This is a genomic window from Pseudomonas sp. QL9, assembly GCF_041409665.1.
Lineage (GTDB): Bacteria > Pseudomonadota > Gammaproteobacteria > Pseudomonadales > Pseudomonadaceae > Pseudomonas > Pseudomonas knackmussii.
The window spans coordinates 2,015,008-2,030,154 of the sequence record NZ_CP166971.1 but is presented as its reverse complement, the minus strand read 5'-3'; the positions used below and the strand labels follow the sequence as shown (position 1 = coordinate 2,030,154).

Genomic DNA, 15,147 nt, shown 5'->3' with positions numbered 1-15,147 from the left:
ATAAACGTATTGTCTATTCGCACTCCCTTGCTAAACGGTATGTATATGGACTCGCAAGCACTCGAAAAAGCCATCGCCGCAGTGGGGAGCGGTCGGGCACTGGCGCAAATGCTTGGGGTAAGCCCCATGACGATCTCTCAGTGGAAGAAACGTGGCATTCCAGTAGAGCGCGTTCCTTCCGTGGTAAAGGCCTGCGGGGGCGCTGTACAGGCATATGAGTTGCGCCCTGATCTGCCTGACCTGTTCCCGGTTCCGCAAGCTGCTTAGCCCTCGTCACCACCGAGGGTGGGGTAGCAAAACCGGCTGACATCACTGCCAGCCGGTCTTGCCTCCCCGAACCAAGACACGGATGTCCTGGGTTGCCTGACTCTCCACCACAGATAAGCAGGCTGTTTCGGCAGGGTGCTCGCGGAGCGAGGGCCTTGCCTGGGGTGCGGCGGTCTCTCCATCACAGATCAACCGCTGCAAGTGACCACCTGACGAGTGACCACGCCGCAACTGTAGCAACAGGCTGCGGCGCGGTCACTGGCAGACTTTAGGAGTGATTGCCATGGGCCGAGCCCGATTTGGACAGACCGAGCGTGCGCGCCGGACTCTGTTGACCCTCCCGCAAGCGCTGTACCACGCGGCGAACAGCTACCCAGGCGGGGCCACCGCCCTGGCCGCCATCGACGGCACCAGTGCCACCACCTTGAGCCACAAGCTCAGCCTGACCAACACCACCCACACACCGAACATCCGCGACCTGGACTTGATCCTGGACGCGACGCGCGACGCGCGCATCGTCGAGGCGATCCTGCACCCCATCGGCTGGGTGGGGATCGATGTCTCTGACCTGCGCGAAACCGACACCCCGAAGGCCCTGCTGGCCGGCATCAGTGAAATGCTCAGCCGAGAGGGTGAGCTGACCCAGCACCTCTCGAAGAGCCTGGATGACGATGTGCTCACCGATGACGAACTGGGCGAGTTCGAGGCGCTGACCGAGCGCCTGGTGCAGGCCGTGTTCAAGCTCGGCGCCGCCGTGCGCAAGAAGCATGCGGAGGACTGCGCCCATGGCTGATATCGCTGACATCGCTAACGACCACGTGCTGCAGCAGCAGGAGCAGCGGCTCGCCGCGCGCAAGCCTGCCGTAGTGGAGATCTCCGAAGAGTGCCACCAGTGCGGCGATCCTATCCCGCCGGCCCGCCTGGTTGCCTTGGCTGGGCAGGGCTGCGTGCACTGCGTCGAGTGCCAGACCATCCTCGAAGCACAGCGGAGGTGACCATGGTGGACAAGCACACGTTGATGGATGACGTGCTTGCCCAGCTGGTGGATGGAGGCCTTGAACCGGAGACGCCGCTGATCCCCGGAAAGCGCGTCCGGTGTCGTGCGGCTGGCGACAAGGGCAAGGCCAAGACCGGCTTCTACGTCATTTACGAGCACGTCAACGAGGGGCGCACCTTCTACGCCGGGGCCTTCGGGTCCTGGCGCGAGGGTGAGAAGGGCTCCTTCCACAAGCTCAAGCCCGTCGGTGGGCGGATGAGCGAAGACGACCGCAAGGTGATCCGCGCCCGGGTCGAGGCGGCCCAACAGGCCGAGCTGGCGAAGCGTGCGCGCCGTCAGGCCTCGGCCGCGCGCCGGGCACAGGGTATCTGGAAGACGCTGTCGGAGCGTGGGCGATGCAGCTACCTGGAGCGCAAGCAGGTGGTCGCGGTGGGCCTGCGCTTCGGGCGCAAGCCTGACACCGCGCTCGTCCCGATGGTCACGGTGACCGGCAAGCTGGTCGGCCTGCAAGTGCTGCTCGGCCAGCCGGATGAAGACGGCCTGACCAAGCGCTATTGGCCGCCTGGCCTGGAAAAGCAGGGCGCCTTCCACCTGCTCGGCCCTGAGCCGGGTCCGGGTGAGACGCTGCTGATCTGTGAGGGCTACGCCACCGGCGCAAGCCTGCACATGGCGACGGGGCTTTGCGTGGTCGTGTGCTTCGACGCCGGCAACCTGTTGCCGGTGACCGAAGTCATGCGCGAGCGCTTCCCGGCGCGGCGCTTCGTGTTCTGCGCCGACGACGACTGGAAGACTACCAACCACAAGGGCGAGCCCTGGAACCCGGGCGTGGAAAAGGCCGAGCACGCCGCGCACCTGGTGGGTGGCCGTGTGGTGGTGCCGGTGTTCTCGGGCGAGCGGGGCGAGAAGTGGACCGACTTCAACGACCTGCACGTGAGCGAGGGCCTGGACGCAGTGCGTCGCCAGGTCATGGCGATGGTGAAGCCGCCGGCGGACGCTGAATGGATGTTCTTCCTGCAGCGCACGCCGAAGGGCGCCCTGATGTCGCACGTCTACAACGTCACGCTGATCCTGCAGAACGATGAAGAGTGGGCTGGCGTCATCGGTGAGGACACCTTCGCTGCGCGCACAATGAAGCGCAAGGCCACGCCCTATGGGGGTGGCGTCGGCGAGTGGAGCGATCTGGACGACACGCGCACGGCCAACTGGCTGGCCGAGAAGTACGGGCTGTTGGTGAAGTCCGTGCAGGTGCTGGAGGCCGTATCGGTCGTAGCGCACGACAACCAGTTTCACCCGGTCCAGAACTACCTGAAGGGGCTTAAGTGGGACGGCACGCCGCGCCTCGGCTCCTGGCTGCGGGACTACATGGGCGCGCAGACGCTGTCCGACTGCCTGGAATACCCTGACATCATGGGGATGCGCTACCTGGTGTCGGCGGTTGCGCGGGTCATGGACCCGGGGGCCAAGGCGGACTGCGTGCTGATTCTTGAGGGCGACCAGGGCCTGCGCAAGTCCAGCTCGCTGGCCGTGCTCGGCGGCGAATGGTTCATGGACACCCCGATCCCGCTGGGCGACAAGGACGCCTATCAGTCGATTCAGGGCATGTGGATTGTCGAGCTGGCCGAGCTGGACGCGCTGAACAAGGTGGAGAGCACCAAAGCCAAGTCGTTCTTCGGCGCCTCGGTGGACATCTTCCGGCCCAGCTATGGGCGGAGAACAATCCGCCTGCCACGCCAGTGTGTTTTCGCGGGTACGACCAACCAGGACGAGTATCTGCGCGACCCGACCGGCAACCGCCGGTACTGGCCGATCCTCTGCACGCGGGTGGATCTGGCTGGCCTACGCGAGGTGCGCGATCAGCTGTGGGCGGAGGCCTATGCGCTGTATCAGGACGGCGAGCCCTGGTGGCCGCAGGACGGCGAGAAAGCGATGTTCGAGGCCGAGCAGGACGCGCGCTTCACCGGCGACGCCTGGGAGCCTCGCATCGTGAAGTACCTGGAGGACAACCTGTGCGAGAGCATCAGCGGCGACGTGCTGCTGGAGAAGGCGCTGAACATCGAGGCAAGCCACTGGGGCAAGCCGGAGCAGACGCGGATCGGCCAGGTGATGCACCGCCTTGGCTGGAAGCGTCGGCGTATGGCACCGCAGGGGCGCTACGGTGTACGGCCCTACGCCTACATTCGCCCGGAGAGCTGGAAGCCCAGGGGCCAGATGGCCCTGGCCGCAAGGGAGCCTGTCCTATGATCAAGTACATCGACGAAGCGCTTGAGCTGTGGGCGGCCGAGCTGCATCCGCCGGAGGGAGTGGAAGCGCTTGGGGGTGGCGGTGGCGGCAGCATGCTTGCTACCCTGATCGCCTGCCGTGGTGAGCTGATTCGCAGCACACGCGGCAGCCGAGTGTTGCTAGACGAGTCGGCCGAGATCGAGCTGATCGTCTTCAAGCTCTTGCCGGATAGGGAACGCCAGGTCGTGATCGAACGCTACACGAACTACGACAGCCTGGAGCGACAGCGGTGGGAAGCGTGCGGATGCAGTGCCGCGCAGTTCTACCGACGACTCCACCGGGCGCACCTCCTCATCGAGGGGCACCTGATCCAACGGAAGCGCGCCGCATGAGGCGCGCTTTTTGTTTGTGTCCCACTTGCCTCACCCGCGCTTTTGACGTGGGGCACGGCAACCCCGCGTCATTCCTCGCTGTGTCCCACCTCCTCACTTGTCCACAAGCTCGGCGCGCTAGGCGCACCTGAGGCGCGCAGAGGTGCGCGCAGCGTGTGTCCGCGCGCTCGCGCGTGCATATATACAAATCTTCCATTTAGGTGGGGTAGGTGGGACACACTTAGAGGGAGTAGGGCTTGAGGGTGACTCACCTGCAAAAACTGGTGAGTCAGGTGAGACACAGCGCCGGAGGCGCTGGAAGCCAGATTGAACTATTGCCGGCGGATTGCCGGTGCATTCCCGCTGCATTGCCTGCGCATTGCGTGTATGGCAGCCGGGGCGCCTTGTTGCCATGCGAAAACAGGGGTACAAAGTCGCTAATTTCACAGAGGTGCGCGAGCAGCGAGCCTCCTCCGAACCCGGCCACTGCGCCGGGTTTTTCGTTTCTGGCGCCGTGGGTTCCCCGCCCAGGTCAACGGTGCCGCGCCGGCGTCAGCCGGCACCTATCCCCGGTCGGCTGATAGCCCACCGGTTCCGCCCCTGAGCCGGGGCGCTTTCTTCGAGGTGGCATGATGCCGAACGAACAGCAGGCCCTGGCGGAGATGCCGGTGTGGGTCCTGATCCTGCTCGCTGCTGCGGGCGGAATCAGTGGCGAGATGTGGCGCGCGGACAAGGCGGGCCTCGGTGGCTGGGCGTTGATCAAGCGCCTAGCCCTGCGTTCGGGTGCATCGATCACCTGTGGCGTGGCGGTGATGTTCCTGGCCATGGCCATGGGCGCCGCCCTGCTGCTGGCTGCGGCCATCGGCAGTCTGACTGCCGCCGCTGGTGCGGAAGTGGCGGTCGGTCTGTATGAGCGCTGGGCTGCCAAGCGCATTGGTGTGTGCGATGTCCCGCCAAGCGCCGAAGGCTAAGCCGCTCAGCTCGGCGGCCAAGGGTTACGGCTACCGCTGGAAGATGGCGAGGGCCGATCACCTGCGGCGTAATCCCCTCTGCGTGTTCTGCCTGCTGGAGCAGCGGCAGACTCGGGCGGTGTTGGTAGACCACAAGATCGCGCACCGGCTGGGCGACGCGATAGTGAGTGGGGACCCCGAGCGAATCGCTCAGGCGCGGCGGTTGTTCTGGGATCGGAACAACTGGCAGTCGCTGTGCAAGCTCTGCCACGACTCGACCAAGCAGCGGATGGAGAAGTCCGGTCGGGTCCTGGGATGCGGGAGCGATGGCCGCCCGCTGGACCCCGGTCACCACTGGAACCGTGCGGGCCAGGGGTAGGGGGGGGTGAAAAACTCCTAGGACGCATCACCCTCGAACGACGTATGGAACTCGGTGTGCATCGCCGGGAAAAATGGAGGGGGTGGGGGTTCAATTTTTTACCTCATTTCACCCATCTAAACCAGCCTGGAGCCCGCGTATTTCGCGGGCTTCTGCGTTTCTAGGAGGTGCCCATGGCTGGGAATGCCAACTCGGGCCGGCCAGCCCTTCCGGCGACGGTCCACATCCTGCGCGGTGACCCCAGTAAGCGGGGCATGGCTGCGCTGCAGGCCGAGGCTCAGGCGCCGGCTATCCCGGTACAGGCTCCGCCGAAGCCGGGGTTTCTGAGCGCCGAGGGCTCGGCGGAGTGGGATCGCGTGGTCGAGGCCCTGCTTGCGCTGGGCTGGATCAGTACGCTGGACGGTATGGCGCTCGCCACCTACTGCGAGGCGGTCGGCGACTGGCAGCGCTTCCGCCGCAAGATCGCTGAGCTGAATGAAGCGATGGAAGGGGCCGGCGACGTGCAGACCTTCCAGAGCGGCGCCAAGCAGCTGTCGGTGTGGCGGCAGCTCGCCAACGATGCCGAGCAGCGAGCGAACCGTGCCGGTGCCCTTTTCGGGTTCTCCCCGGTGGCGCGTCGCGCGATGAAGGCGCTGACGCCTCAAGGGGAGTTGTTCAACCATGCAGAGCGAGACGCTGCAGACAAATATTTCAGCTGACTGCCGTGTGGCGGGTTTCGCCCGCGCCGTGCTGGCCGGCGAGATCGTCGCCGGCCCGGATGTTCGCAACGCCGCGCGCCGCCACCTGCAGGATCTCGAAGACGGCCACCTGCGCGGCCTGATCTGGAATCAGGAAGCTGCCGACCGAGCCATCGGGTTCTTCGAGGACGTGCTGTGCCTCAACGGCGGTGAGTACGAGGGCATGCCCTTCCTGCTCGCGCCGTGGCAGGCGTTCGTCGTCGGTAGCCTGTTCGGCTGGTACAAGGACACCGGCCATCGCCGCTTTCGGATCGCCTACATCGAGACGGGCAAGGGCTCGGGCAAGTCGCCGCTCGCCGCTGGTATCGGCCTTTATGGCCTGGTTTCGGATGGTGAGCAGCGCGCGGAGATCTACGCCGCAGCGACGAAAAAGGACCAGGCGCAGATCCTGTTCCGCGATGCGGTGAGCATGGTGAACATGTCGCCGAAGCTGGCCACGCGCCTGGTGCAGTCGGGCCAGCACGAGAAGGTCTGGAACCTGTTCTACCCGAGCACCAACAGCTTCTTCCGCTCGATTGGCTCGGACGAGAACAGCCAGTCCGGGCCGCGCCCGCACATCAGCCTGCTGGACGAGGTGCACGAGCACCGTACTCCGGCGATGGTCAACATGATGCGCGCGGGCACCAAGAACCGCCGCCGCGCCATGGTGGTGATGATCACCAACTCCGGTTCGGACAAGAACAGCGTCGCCGGGCAGTACCACGAGCAAGGCAAGCGCGTGTGCTCGGGCGCCGAGCAGAGCGACACGCTGTTCGCCTTCATCTGCTCCCTGGACAAGGGCGATGACCCGTTCAAGGACGAGGCCTGCTGGCCGAAGGTGAACCCGTCTCTGGACTTCATCGCAGAGGGCCAGACCGACGGCATCCCTGGTCGGGTCTACCTGCGCGAGCAGGTGGAGGAGGCGAAGGGGCTGCCGGCGAAGGAGGCGGTGGTCCGCCGCCTCAATTTCTGCGAGTGGACCCAGGCGGATTCGCCGTGGATCAGCTGGGACGTCTGGAGCGAGGCCGAGGAGCGCGTGCCGATGCGGCTGCTGCGCAATCGGCCGGCGGTGGCAGGGCTCGACCTGGCGAGCACCACTGACCTGACGTCGTTCGTGCTGTTGTTCTATCCCGTCGAGTGGGACCCCCACTGGCGGTTGCTGCCGTACTTCTGGATTCCCGACGACAAGCTGGCCGAGCGTGAGCGCCGCGACAAGGTGCCGTATCTGGCCTGGATCAAGGCTCGGCACCTGGAGACAACGCCGGGCCGCGCGATCAGCAAGCTGCATGTGCTGCGCCGCCTCGCGACGATCTGCGCTTACTTCGACGTGCGCCAGATCGCCTATGACCGCTGGCGGATCGAGGACCTGCGGTCGCTGATGGAGGAGCACTCCATCGAGCTGCCCGAGTTGGTCGGTTTCGGCCAGGGCTTCAAGGACATGGGGCCGGCCGTCGACGAGTTCGAGCGGCGCCTGCTCGGGCTGCCGCCGAAGGCCGAGGGCGAGGACATCGAGCTGGAGCCGGAAGACTGGGAGGTGCTGGACGACGGCGAGCCAGTGGAAACGCTCCGGCACGACGGCAACCCGGTGCTGACCTGGAACGCCGGCAACGCGGTAACGGTTTCCGACCCTGCTGGTAACCGCAAGGTAGATAAGGCCCGGGCTATCGGGCGGATCGACGGCATCGTCGCCTCGATCATGGCGACAGGCATCAGCAGGACCGCTGCCCCTGTCGAGAGCGAATCGATCTACGACAAAGGTGTCGGCATATGAAATTGCTCCTACTGGCCTGGCTTACGGGGCTGCTGGGCTTCGCCCTGCTGGTCGCAGGCGTGGCGCTGATCTATCCGCCGGCCGCGTTCATCGTCGCGGGCGTCGGCCTGCTGGCCTGGTCCCGCCTGGCTGACAAAGCTGCCGCCGCAACTGCGCGGCAACCGAAGGGGGGCTGAGCATGTTCTTTTCCAACATCCTCGGCGGTGGCCAGAGCAGCCTGACCGGGGACGGCGGCGGCGTCTGGCGCAGCCTGATTGGTCGCGGCTCGAATAGCAGTGGCGTGGTGGTAACACCGGAAACGGCGCTGGGCCTGCCGATCCTGCAGAACTGCGTGACGCTGCTGGCCGAGAGCATCGCGCAGCTGCCGCTGGAGCTGTATCAGCGCAAGGGCGCGGGACAGCGTGAGGCGGCCATCAATCACCCGCTCTACGATGTGCTGCGCTACCAGCCGAACGGTTTCCAGACCCCTTACGAGCTGCGGGAGTGCGGCCAGATGGCGCTGGGGCTGCGCGGCAATGCCTTCCAGCTGATCGAGCGGCGCGGCGACGGCAACGTGTCGGCGCTGTGGCCGCTGTGCAACAGCAAGGTGGTGGTCTACAAGGGCGCCGATCTGCTGCCCTACTACCAGGTGGGCAGCTACCAGGATCGGCTGCCGATGCGCATGGTTCACCATGTGCGCTGGCACAGCTCGAACCACTACGTCGGGCTTTCTCCCGTCGAGCTGCACGCCGAAGCGGTGGGGCTGGCCCAGGCGGTGCGACAGTACACCGGGAAGTCCTTCGCCAACGGCACGTCGGTGTCGGGCGTGATCGAGCGGCCCAAGGAATCGCCGGCCATCAAGGACCAGGCCAGCGTCGACCGCATTACCGATCAGTGGGCCGAGAAGTACAGCGGCATGGACAACGCCCACAAGGTGGCGCTGTTGCAGGAGGGGATGACCTTTCGGCCGCTCTCGATGACGAACGTCGACGCCGACATCGTCAACATCCTCAAGCTGTCGGGCTCCGACGTGGCGCGGATCTACAAGATCCCGCTGCCGATGGTGAACGACCTGGACAAGGCCAACTACAACACCGTCGAGCAGCTGCTGATTCAGTTCGTGGTGTTCTGCCTGCTGCCGTGGGTCAAGCGCCACGAGCAGTCGATGATGCGCGACTTCCTCCTGCCGGGGGATCGTCGCGACTACTTCATCGAGTTCAACCTGTCGGGTCTGCTGCGGGGCGACCAAAAGAGCCGCTACGAGGCCTACGCCATTGGCCGCCAATGGGGCTGGTTGTCGGTCAACGACATCCGCCGCCTGGAGAACATGCCGCCGGTTGCTGGCGGCGACATTTACCTGCAGCCGCTGAACATGGTGGATGCCGGCAAGGGCATGCCCGACCTGAACAACCCCAACGTGCGGGCGCAGCTGGAGCTGCAGCAGCGCGAAATCGAGAGGATCTTGACCCAATGAAGCGCTTCCTGCGGGCGTCCAGCCTGCTCTTCAATCAGCCCCTGCTGGTGACGCCGGACATGCTCGACCTGGGTGTGCGCTGGGCCAACCAGGCCATGAACCTCAACATCATCAACATCGGCAGCGCTCCGGCGCCGCACATGATGGAGGGTGACGACTACGACCACGGTGCTCGCCTGGAGCGCATGCAGGAGCAACGCCGCGCCGCCATCGCCAAGACCGGTGTCGAGGTGGTGCCGGTCCATGGGGTGCTCGTCAGTCGCGGGAGCCACATCAACGCTTGCGAGACGATGACCAGCTATGAAGGGCTGCGCAGCCAGCTTCAGCAGGCCGTCGCTGATCCGATGGTTGAGCACATCGTGCTCGACATCGACAGCCCGGGCGGTTCTGCCGTCGGTGCCTTCGAGTTGGCCGCCGACATTCGCGCCATGGCGCAGCAGAAGCCGATCACCGGCCTGGTCAACTACATGGCTTACTCCGGCGGCTATCTGATCGGCGCGGCCTGCAGCGAGCTGGTTGTGAGCCAGACCAGCGGTGTTGGCTCCGTCGGCGTGATCGCCAGCCACATGGACCGCTCCAAGCTGGAGGAAAGCATGGGGGTGAAGGTCACCACCGTGTTTGCCGGCGCCCACAAGAACGACCTGAGCCCGCACGAGCCGCTGAGCGACCAGTCGCTCCAGGTTCTGCAGGACATCGTGCAGGAGAGCTACCAGATGTTCGTCGGCGCGGTGGCCGAGTATCGCGGCCTCTCGCCGGAACAGGTGATCGCCACCGAGGCCGGCCTGTATCGCGGCCAGGCGGGCATTGCTGCTGGCCTGGCCGACCGCCTGGAGAGCCCGCAGGCGGCCGTCGACAACCTCTCTCGCGCAGTGGCCCTCAGCCGCTCGCAACGTCAGCCAGGTCGCGTCAGCGTGCGCGCTGCGGCCATGGCGATTCAATCCCGACTCTGACCGCGTTCGCGGCAGTCAACCAGCCCGCCTAGTGCGGGTTTTTTTATGCCCAGGAGGCACTATGTCCCTTGTTCTTCAAATGCGTCGCGAACGCGCCGAGCTGAACGACCAGCTGCAGGCGCTGGCCAAGATCGAGGCCGACGGCGGCACCCTGACCGCCGAGCAAATGACCCAGTTCGGCCAGCTGGAAAGCCAGATCACCGCGCTGACCGACAAGATCAGCCGCGCCGAGATTGCCGAGCGCGCGGCCGCCGCTGCGGCAGTGCCGGTCGACGAAAGCGCCCGCGGCATCACCGGCCCGCCGGAGAGCCGTGTGGAAGGCCCCTACGGCCAGCCTGCCAGGGGCGCCAAGATGGCGCAGATGGTGCGCCTGTTGGCCGCCGCGCAGGGCAACCAGCAGGCCGCCGCACAGATGGCCAAGGACGGCGGCTTCGGCACTGACGTGCAGATGGCGCTGTCCGTGGTCACTCCTGGTGCTGGTGGCGTGCTGGTGCCGACCAACTTCTCCAGCGAGGTCATCGAGGCTCTGCGACCGGCGTCGGTTGTTCGCCGCATGGGTACGAAAAGCCTGCCGCTGAACAACGGCAACCTGACCCAGCCGCGTATCACCGGCAACACCGTGGTGACCTACATCGGTAGCGATGACGACATCGCGCTGACCGGCATGACCTTCGCCGACACCAAGCTGGCCGCGAAGAAAGCGGCGGCCCTGGTGCCGGTCTCCAACGACTTGCTGCGCATGGCCGGTGTGAATCCGCGTGTTGATCAGCTGGTTGCCGACGATGTCACGGTTAGCATGGGCCTCTCCCAGGATCTGCACTTCATCCGCTCCGATGGCGGCTCGGGACTGCTGCCCAAGGGCATGCGCTACTGGGCGCTGCCGCAGAACCTGCGGCCTGCTCCGACCGCAACCGGTATCACCCTGGAGCAGATCGACCTGTTCCTGGGCGGCATGATGCTCCGCGTCGAGACGGCCAACGTCGACATGAAGCAGTGCGGCTGGCTGATGCCGCCGCGCGTGATCCGCTGGCTGCAGAGCCTGCGCGATGGCAACGGCAACAAGGCTTACCCGGAGATCGAGATCGGCAAGCTCAAGGGCTACCCGTTCGGCCTGAGCAACCAGATCCCGACCAACCTCGGCGCCGATGGCGACGAGACCGAGATCTACTTCGTCAACTTCGCCGACATGATGATCGGCGAGGACATGGATCTGGTCATCGATCTCAGCAAGGAAGCCTCCTACAAGGACGGCTCGGGCAACATGGTGAGTGCCTTCCAGCGCGATCAGACCCTGATCCGCGTCATCGCCAAGCACGACTTCGGGCCGCGACACGTTGAGTCCATCGTGGTGGCCACCGCTGTCGACTGGGGCGCGGGCATGTGACCTGGTGCCCCGCCATTCCGGCGGGGCTCTTCTCTGATCAACATCGACAGGTGATGCGATGAGCAACAACGTATCCGTGCGCTTCCTCAAGGCGTGGCGCAGCTATTTCAAGGACGACACGGCGGGTTTCTCTCAGGCTGCGGCCGACGAGCTGGTAGCCGGTGGAGTCGCTGAGTACATCGAAGGTTCCGGCTCGACCGCCGCCCCGGCAGCCAAGAGCAAGCCCAGTAGGAAGTCTGGTTCCAAGTCTGCTGCCACTGGCGGCGCTTCTGCCCCGACCCCGCCCCCTGAGGATCGGGAGCCTCCGCCGGAGTCGGAGGACGACGAGGACAAGACTGGTGGCGATGGTGAAGGCACCGGCACCGGCGACGACGAAGAAGAGAAGCCCTGACCATGGCCCGGCGTATCGCTTATAGCGGCGATGCGCCGATTACCCTGGAGGATGTGGCGCGGCAGTGTCGGGTCGAGGTCGATGATCTGGAGCCCGAGCTGATCAATCTCGTCATCATCCCCGGCGTGATCGCGCAGGCCGAGGGCAAGACCGGCGCCGCAGTGCGTCCGGCGGAGTACGTCGAAGACTGGCCCGAGCGCTACGCCTCTGGCCATGCGTTGGACGTGGGGCAGGCAACGGAGATCGTCGCTATCCAGCGGGTCGGCGCCGACGGCTCGACCGAAGACATCGATGTGCCGCACTACCTGGAGCAAGGGCAGCGGGAGAGCTGGCTGCACTTCCCGAGCGGCCGGCCACCTGGTGTCCTGCGGGTGCGCTACAAGGCCGGCATGGACCCTGACGCCTATCCCGGTGTGCGGATGTGGCTGCTGATGAGCGCGGCGACGGCCTACGAGTTCCGCGAGACGCTGGTGATGGGGACAATCCTGGCCGAGCTGCCATCGTCGTTCCTCGACTCCCTGCTGACCGAGATCGAAGTCCCGGCGAGGTTCTGATATGCGAGCTGGCAACCTGCGTCATCGGGCCACAGTGCTGGCCCTGTCGGACTCGCTGCAGCCTGTCGAGATAACACGGCGCTGGGTGGGCATCCGCAGCAAAGAGAGTGGTGATGCGCCCGCCGCCGCCGGCCTGCGGGCCAGTGTGCGGGTCGAGGTCAGGGCACGCTTCAGCTCTGACCTGGTCGCCGGGCGCTACCTGCGTCACGGTGCTCGGTTGCTCTACATCAACGACGCCCGCGACTTCACCGGGGAGCGCGCCGAGCTGCTGCTGAGCTGCGAGGAGTTGGTGGGGTTGCCGGCGACGATGACGGCGACGCCGGCAGCCGAGCCGGCCGCCTGCCGTGTGTTCCTGGCCCATGGGGTGAAGCGCCCGGCGGAGAACGTTGGGCTATCCGCCTATAGCACGCAGCTGGAGGCGGCGCTGATTGAGGTCGGCCGGCCGCAGGTCGGTGCGGAGTTCCTGGTGGGCGGGGTGACCTGGCGCGTGACGGGTCTGGTCGACGATGACGACGACCGCATCGTGCGGCGCATGTGGGTGAAGAAAGCATGAGCATGAACGTCGCCTTTACCGGCTTTGAGGGCGGTGCCGAGCGCTTCGGGATCGACCCGAAGACCTACGCCCGCATGGAGATCAATTCGATCAACCGTGCTGGCCGCCGCATCAAGCGCGACCTGCTCGTCGAACCCATGTCCGCCGCGACTGGGGTGAAGCGGGTGATCTTCAACGACCGCATCGCCTTCCGTCCTGCCACCAGCAATGTCCCGATGGGGAAGATCGTGCCGTCCTCGCACGGCATCCCGGCGCGCAGCTTCCGGCATCGATCCTTCGACCCCGACTCCACCGGCACCCGGGCCAAGATCCTGGTGGCCTGGTGGAACGGCGAGAAGGTCGCGGCCGGCTTCATCAACCCGCTCAGCAAGCGGCGACTGCCGCTGGCCACGCGCAGCGAGAAAGCACGGGCCGTTCGGGCGGGCACCCGTAACCCCCACATCAAGCGCTACCGCTATTCGTGGGGGGCGGTGCCACAGAACGCGCAGGCGCCGTCGGCTGCCGCGCTGATGGGCGTGATGATGGACGACGGCCGGCAGGCGCAGGCGGCGGACATCCTCGCGGAGGAGTTCAACATCGACCTAGATAAGGTGCTGTTCTGATGCCCCCAACCATCGTTTCGACCATTGTCACCGACGAATTGGTGGCGCGACTGCAGAGCATCACCTTGGCGAACGGCTACCCCATCGAGATCCGCACGGTGCTCCGCGGCAAGTCCATGGAGGACTTGGATGACGAGGTCCCGCTGCCAGTGGTGTCGGTCATGCCGGCGAGGAGCGGGCAAGCGATGTCGCAGAACTCGGCGCCTACGGCACCGGGGCGGCGCGAGCGGCAGCTGGTGCTGGAGCTGGTGCTGGACTTCGCCGAGTACCCGGGCATCGAGCGCGATGTGGTGTTCGACCTCGCGGAGTGGTCGGTGTGTAAGGCCGTGGGCGGTTTCATCCATGGCCGATCCCTCGGCGGCAAGGCGTTCAGCCTCTCGGTCGGGGATGCCGAGTTCAACTATCCCACGCCCGCCCATTCCTTGGGCGCCCTGCAGCTCGTTATCCAGGTCGGCTACGTCGAGCAGTTCAAGTAGTCGCTGCATCAACCATCAGGCCGCCATCGGGCGGTCTTTCTTTTGGAGGCAGTCATGCCGGAAGTCACTACCACCAAGCCGTTCGCGTTCCGCGAGGGCGGCGAGTCCCGAATCGTCGAGGCCGGCGAGCAGTGCCTGAGTCAGGCCTGCGCCGAGCACGCCCAGCGCATTGGCGCTGTGGCTGAACCGGCCTCGGCCGTCGTAGAGCCGCAGGCTAAGCCGGAAGTCGAGGCGCCTGCCGAAGCCGGCCAGGCCGAACGCAAGCGCACCAAGTAACCCACACACTCCCACAGGAGAACCACCCCTATGATCCTCGCTCCTGATCGCTCGCTGATCGGTTACGGCATGATCGGCATGCGGGCCTACCAGGCCCAGTCCGGCTTCCTCGAAACTGGCAACAGCAACGAGCTGAAGATTCAGCACGCGACCGAGAAGAAGACCCTGCCGAACTACCGTACCGGCGTCGGCAACAACAACAGCCGCACCCGGGTTACCGGCATCACTGGCAGCTTCACCCTCTACGACTGGACCCCGTCCACCCTGGCCCTGGCGCTCTCGTCCAAGGTCCGTGGTGTGGCGGCCGGGACCGTCACCGATGAGGTGCAACCGACTGCTGGCACCGCTGGCGAACTCATCGTGTTCGACGACCTGCCGGACGTGACGCAGCCCGTCACCATCAAGACCGCCGGGGATGTTGCTTGCGCTGCGGGTGTCGACTACCTGCTGACGCCCTACGGCATCCAGGTTATTGGCGGCGGCAAGATCGACGACACCGGCATCAAGGCCACCTACTCCAAGATCAAGGCCAGCGCCATGGAGGTGTTGGCGGGCACCAGCGGATTCCATTCGCTGCACTTCGCGGGCCTGAACGATGTGCAGGATGGCGCCGTCTACGACGTCACCATCTGGCGCGCGAAGTTCGACGTGGTGCAGGAGCTGCCGGTATCCGGCACCGATTACCAGCCCTTGGCGATCACCTTCGAGGCGCTGGCTGACTTCACCCGCGTCGCCAGCGATCTGTCGCAGTTCTACACCATCCGCCAGCCGGACCCCGTCTGACTGGCAGGGCCAGGGACGGCCCACCCCACCATTCCCTAGACCTCGCCTCGGCGG

At 65.7% G+C, this 15,147-nt stretch carries 20 protein-coding genes; all 20 read left to right on the top strand.

Features of this window, described 5'->3' with window-relative positions; genetic code table 11:
• Positions 1-39 precede the first annotated feature (39 nt).
• The 20 genes from ACA097_RS09630 (at position 40) to ACA097_RS09535 (ending at position 15,093) form a co-directional block, all read left to right on the top strand.
• A complete protein-coding gene (locus ACA097_RS09630) occupies positions 40-267 on the top strand; it encodes a transcriptional regulator (RefSeq protein WP_371369973.1) in 228 nt (75 codons plus the stop codon).
• A gap of 283 nt (positions 268-550) precedes the next feature.
• Positions 551-1,060 (top strand): phage regulatory CII family protein, encoded by a 510-nt coding sequence (locus ACA097_RS09625; RefSeq protein ID WP_371369972.1) that lies wholly within the window; start codon positions 551-553, stop codon positions 1,058-1,060.
• Positions 1,053-1,262: a TraR/DksA C4-type zinc finger protein gene (locus ACA097_RS09620; protein WP_371369971.1), complete on the top strand. Its 210-nt coding sequence runs from the start codon at positions 1,053-1,055 to the stop codon at positions 1,260-1,262. The genes ACA097_RS09625 and ACA097_RS09620 overlap by 8 nt, the downstream gene beginning before the upstream one ends.
• Before the next feature lie 20 nt (positions 1,263-1,282).
• On the top strand, positions 1,283-3,505 hold the full coding sequence (locus ACA097_RS09615) for a VapE domain-containing protein (protein ID WP_371370502.1): 2,223 nt from the start codon (positions 1,283-1,285) through the stop codon (positions 3,503-3,505).
• Positions 3,502-3,876, top strand: a complete 375-nt coding sequence (locus ACA097_RS09610; RefSeq protein ID WP_371369970.1) for a hypothetical protein — start codon at positions 3,502-3,504, stop codon at positions 3,874-3,876. The genes ACA097_RS09615 and ACA097_RS09610 overlap by 4 nt, the downstream gene beginning before the upstream one ends.
• A gap of 611 nt (positions 3,877-4,487) precedes the next feature.
• Positions 4,488-4,826: a phage holin family protein gene (locus tag ACA097_RS09605; protein ID WP_371370501.1), complete on the top strand. Its 339-nt coding sequence runs from the start codon at positions 4,488-4,490 to the stop codon at positions 4,824-4,826.
• Positions 4,801-5,184: an HNH endonuclease gene (locus tag ACA097_RS09600; protein WP_371369969.1), complete on the top strand. Its 384-nt coding sequence runs from the start codon at positions 4,801-4,803 to the stop codon at positions 5,182-5,184. The genes ACA097_RS09605 and ACA097_RS09600 overlap by 26 nt, the downstream gene beginning before the upstream one ends.
• Before the next feature lie 173 nt (positions 5,185-5,357).
• The gene (locus tag ACA097_RS09595) at positions 5,358-5,882 is read left to right on the top strand and encodes a P27 family phage terminase small subunit (RefSeq protein WP_371369968.1); all 525 of its coding nucleotides are present in this window, start codon (positions 5,358-5,360) and stop codon (positions 5,880-5,882) included.
• A complete protein-coding gene (locus ACA097_RS09590) occupies positions 5,845-7,671 on the top strand; it encodes a terminase large subunit (protein WP_371369967.1) in 1,827 nt (608 codons plus the stop codon). The genes ACA097_RS09595 and ACA097_RS09590 overlap by 38 nt, the downstream gene beginning before the upstream one ends.
• Complete coding sequence (locus tag ACA097_RS09585; RefSeq protein ID WP_371369966.1) at positions 7,668-7,847, top strand: hypothetical protein; 180 nt, start codon at positions 7,668-7,670, stop codon at positions 7,845-7,847. The genes ACA097_RS09590 and ACA097_RS09585 overlap by 4 nt, the downstream gene beginning before the upstream one ends.
• 2 nt (positions 7,848-7,849) lie before the next feature.
• Positions 7,850-9,124, top strand: a complete 1,275-nt coding sequence (locus tag ACA097_RS09580; protein ID WP_371369965.1) for a phage portal protein — start codon at positions 7,850-7,852, stop codon at positions 9,122-9,124.
• On the top strand, positions 9,121-10,074 hold the full coding sequence (locus tag ACA097_RS09575; RefSeq protein WP_371369964.1) for a S49 family peptidase: 954 nt from the start codon (positions 9,121-9,123) through the stop codon (positions 10,072-10,074). The genes ACA097_RS09580 and ACA097_RS09575 overlap by 4 nt, the downstream gene beginning before the upstream one ends.
• 61 nt (positions 10,075-10,135) lie before the next feature.
• Positions 10,136-11,458: a phage major capsid protein gene (locus ACA097_RS09570; protein ID WP_371369963.1), complete on the top strand. Its 1,323-nt coding sequence runs from the start codon at positions 10,136-10,138 to the stop codon at positions 11,456-11,458.
• 58 nt (positions 11,459-11,516) lie between these two features.
• Positions 11,517-11,849 (top strand): hypothetical protein, encoded by a 333-nt coding sequence (locus tag ACA097_RS09565; protein WP_371369962.1) that lies wholly within the window; start codon positions 11,517-11,519, stop codon positions 11,847-11,849.
• Between the two features lie 2 nt (positions 11,850-11,851).
• Entirely contained in the window at positions 11,852-12,403 is a 552-nt protein-coding gene (locus ACA097_RS09560) for a hypothetical protein (protein WP_371369961.1), read from the top strand.
• Between the two features lies 1 nt (position 12,404).
• Entirely contained in the window at positions 12,405-12,956 is a 552-nt protein-coding gene (locus tag ACA097_RS09555; protein WP_371369960.1) for a hypothetical protein, read from the top strand.
• Positions 12,953-13,558 carry a hypothetical protein gene (locus ACA097_RS09550; protein ID WP_371369959.1) on the top strand — a complete coding sequence of 202 codons (606 nt, stop codon included), beginning with the start codon at positions 12,953-12,955 and terminating at the stop codon, positions 13,556-13,558. The genes ACA097_RS09555 and ACA097_RS09550 overlap by 4 nt, the downstream gene beginning before the upstream one ends.
• Complete coding sequence (locus ACA097_RS09545) at positions 13,558-14,034, top strand: hypothetical protein (RefSeq protein ID WP_371369958.1); 477 nt, start codon at positions 13,558-13,560, stop codon at positions 14,032-14,034. Before ACA097_RS09550 ends, ACA097_RS09545 begins: the two co-directional genes overlap by 1 nt.
• Before the next feature lie 54 nt (positions 14,035-14,088).
• Positions 14,089-14,310, top strand: a complete 222-nt coding sequence (locus ACA097_RS09540; RefSeq protein WP_371369957.1) for a hypothetical protein — start codon at positions 14,089-14,091, stop codon at positions 14,308-14,310.
• 30 nt (positions 14,311-14,340) lie between these two features.
• The gene (locus ACA097_RS09535) at positions 14,341-15,093 is read left to right on the top strand and encodes a hypothetical protein (protein WP_371369956.1); all 753 of its coding nucleotides are present in this window, start codon (positions 14,341-14,343) and stop codon (positions 15,091-15,093) included.
• Positions 15,094-15,147: the final 54 nt, after the last annotated feature.